Origin of the sequence: Mycobacterium sp., assembly GCF_044370595.1 — a bacterium.
Classification (GTDB): Bacteria; Actinomycetota; Actinomycetes; order Mycobacteriales; family Mycobacteriaceae; genus Mycobacterium.
The window spans coordinates 1-3,289 of the sequence record NZ_JBILVF010000238.1 but is presented as its reverse complement, the minus strand read 5'-3'; the positions used below and the strand labels follow the sequence as shown (position 1 = coordinate 3,289).

Sequence of the window (3,289 nt, the reverse complement as noted above, 5' to 3'; positions counted from 1 at the left end):
CCACACCAAGCCGCAACATTGCTCTTCAACGCTTCTCCTCTGTACGCCTGTCGACGGCGAGCACACTATCAGCCAGGTGGTAACAATTGTCACGTGCGAATTCATCGGGCGACGGTTGTCACGCTGGCGGTTTCATTGATCGTCAGCGTCGCCGGTTGCGCGGCCGAACAAACCACCAAGGCCACGCCGGTGGGATCGGTTGAACTCGAGAAGAGCCTGACCGACAAACTCATCCAGGCCGGGACGCCACCCAGTGGAGTCACCTGCGACAAGGAACTTCCCGAACAATCGGGGCGGACAGTCCGTTGCGAGGTGCAATTCGCTCCCGAGAACGCCGTTACCGCGGTGTTGAGGACGACTGGCGGGGAGCTGGGCGGTTACGAGATCGCCGGCGCCGAGTTGAGCAGAGAGCAGTTGGCTGCTCGCGTGGGTGGTTTGGTTCCGGGGCAGGCCGTGGTGTGCGAATCAGGAATCAAGGGCGACATCGGGAGTTGGACGCGCTGCGACCTGACTGCCAATGGCGCAACTTCTGTGCAGATCGCAGAGGTGAGAGCCATCTCCGGCTTGACGATGGACCTGGCGGTCACCCCCTCACTTCCGAAGGAGCAGGTCCAAGAAAGGCTGCTGGGCGGCCTGGCCGAGTTCGGTTTACGACCCGAGTCCGCAGAGTGCGGCCAAGATCTGCTTGGCGTGATGGGAACAACGCTCAACTGTGTGGTCGCCGTCGACGACAAACGAGTGACCTACATCGTGACCGTGACCGGGGTAGACGGCGGACAGATCAACTTCGACTATCAACGAAAAGTCCCGAACCAAGGTCGATAAGTTCAGAAATCGGCCCGACCGGCATGGCTGACCAATGCCTCCCGGGCAAAGAACTGCTCGCGGGACAGCTGATGAATACGCTCCATGTCCTCGACGATGATGTGCAACTCCTGCAGGAACGCACGTCGCCGATCGCGCAGGTCCGGGGAGGGCTCCAGCAGCTTCTGGTCGGCTGCCACCTGGCGGGCGGTGGCGAACAACAGCGCCGACACCGATTCATTGCTACTTACCAATCCCTGTGCCGCATATTGACTTCCAACGCCCAGAGCCAGCTTGCTGAGCTCCTTGTCGCCGACATCGGCAGGAGCGTCGCAGAGCACGTCGGCGACGATTTCGTAGGCTTCGAAGAACGGCCGCAGCATCGCGTTGGCCATCAGGGGGCGCTTGGCCCGCAGGAGTTCGTCGACGGCCTCCGGCCCGGCGGCCAGCTGCTCCTCCCACTGGTGATTCCACTCGAGTTCCTCGGCGATGTTGTGGCGGAACGTCGCTGAGTCGGCGAAGTAGAAGTCGAATTTGAGCAAGGCGCGCAATCGCATTGCCTGCGCCCAGAACGCGTCGACCCGTTCGCCCTCCGGCGCGCGGCCGGCATGGACCAAGGCCAGTTCGACGATCGAGGTCTCCAGGAAGGCGTGGATGAGCGAGTTGCGGTAGAAGGCAGCCTGGTGCTCGTCCTCCGGCGCGATCTTCCACACCGGCTCGTGACCGCCGTCGATGCGGGCCACCGGATTGCCGTTGGACAGCGCATCCAGCGCTGCCCGCACACCGTCGGTGGAGTGCAACCGCAGGGCGCTGTTGGTCATCGGCGTCTTCTTGCGCTCCAGGTAATCCAGCGAATCCTGCAACGTGTGGTGCAGTTGTCGCAGCGTCAACGCGCGGCCCTTGGTGGTCAGCAACACCGCCGAGACCAGGCTGCTGGCACTGATCGGAGTGGCCCGCTGAATCCGCCAGCACACCTCGATCGCCATCTTCTGCATGGCGAGGCGTTTCGCGGCCGGGTCGGTGGCGACTTCGCCGTCCGGTGCGCCGAGGTGCTGGCGCATCGACACCGCCTCCGGGAAGCGGACGTAGATCTTGCCGTAGTTGCGCTCGCCCTGGGCTTTGATGAATTTGTACAGCCATTCGGCGCTCTCCGGGACCTTCTCCCCGCCGCGGGCGTAGTCGGCGTATTCGGTGGTCTCGTGCAGTTGATCGAAGCTGATCGACACCGGTTGCAGCAGGATGTCCTCACTGCGGCCGTCCAGATAGGCGTCGGCGACGTAGCTGAGCAGACCGAGCTTGGGCGGCAACATCTTTCCGGTCCGCGACCGGGTGCCCTCGATGGACCAGCTGAGGTTGAACCGCTTCTCCACGATGTAGCCGACGAACTGGCGCAGCACGTATTTGTACAGCGGATCGTCGAGTTTGCGGCGCAGGAAGATCACACCCGACCGGCGCATGATCGGGCCCATGAAGCCGAATGACAGGTTGATGCCCGCGAAGGTGTGAGCCGGCGGCAGCTTGTTCTCCTGCATGGCGACCGGCACGATCACACCGTCGAGATAGGACCGGTGCGACCAGAGCAGCACAGCCGGATGGTCCTCCAGCGCACGTCGCATCGCCTCGATCTGCGCGGTGTCGTAATCGATCCGGGGATCGAAACCCCTGCTGAAGATCGTCCGGCCGAGATTGGGAATCAGGTCAACGGAGAACCTGCTCCAACCGGTGGCCAGTTCGTTGAGCATCTCCTCGGCCTTCTCGGGGCTGGCCCCGGGAATCCCCGCCATGCCCTCGACAAACCGGGTGGACGCCATCAACTCGTCGGTGATCAGCCGGGGCGACTTGTATTCCGGTCCCAGCAAGCGCAATTCGATGCGTTCGATCGCCAGATTTGCCCGACGCAGCACGAATCGGGCGAAGTCCTGCTGACTCTCACCGACCGTCTTCTCGTCCCACTGGCTGCGCAACTCGGAGACCTTCGCCGGTTCGCCGGCCACGATGCGGGCGCGGGACGGGTCCTTTTTGAGGATCGCTCGCTGCAGCAACTCCGGCGGACGGTAGGTCTCCCGGCCGGAGATCAGACCGGCGATCTTCACGCGCGTCGGCAAGCCGCCCGGGACCCAGAACACCCGCACCGGGACGACAGTGCGGTCCTCGGTGGAATTGAGCTTCAGGGCGAGTTCGTTGACGAGCTGAGCCGATGGATCGCTGTGCGGAATCCGCATCACCTCAACGCTGGTGTCCGGGTGCGCGCGACGCTGAGCCCGAAGCCAATCATCGAGCAGACCGGCTTCGGCTTTGGAGGACACCGAGGCGAGCACCAGCGCGTCGTCGGTGGTGCTGAAATCGGTCAGGTACTCACCGGCACTCATCGACGTCCCCTCACTTTGGTCTCCGGATTCTTCTCCGCGGTTGTCTTCTTAGCCGCTGCTTTGGCCGGCGCCTTCGCGACGGCGGCTTTCTTGGCAGCAGCTTTCTGGGCGGGTGC

The 3,289-nt window shown here is 63.4% G+C and carries 2 protein-coding genes; one reads left to right on the top strand and one right to left on the bottom strand.

From position 1 onward, the window contains the following. Window positions 1-93 precede the first annotated feature (93 nt). On the top strand, window positions 94-825 hold the full coding sequence (locus tag ADBZ5N_RS18215; RefSeq protein ID WP_526259895.1) for a DUF4333 domain-containing protein: 732 nt from the start codon (window positions 94-96) through the stop codon (window positions 823-825). Window positions 826-827: 2 nt separating this feature from the next. Here the strand turns inward: ADBZ5N_RS18215 and ADBZ5N_RS18210 are convergent, their stop codons facing one another. Next, window positions 828-3,173 carry a glycerol-3-phosphate 1-O-acyltransferase gene (locus ADBZ5N_RS18210; protein WP_526259893.1) on the bottom strand — a complete coding sequence of 782 codons (2,346 nt, stop codon included), beginning with the start codon at window positions 3,171-3,173 and terminating at the stop codon, window positions 828-830. Between the last annotated feature and the right edge of the window lie 116 nt (window positions 3,174-3,289).

What these genes read in the sequence shown, in the direction of transcription:
- ADBZ5N_RS18210 (WP_526259893.1), bottom strand. Translation starts at nt 3,173, where the DNA reads ATGAGTGCCGGTGAGTACCTGACCGATTTCAGCACCACCGACGACGCG.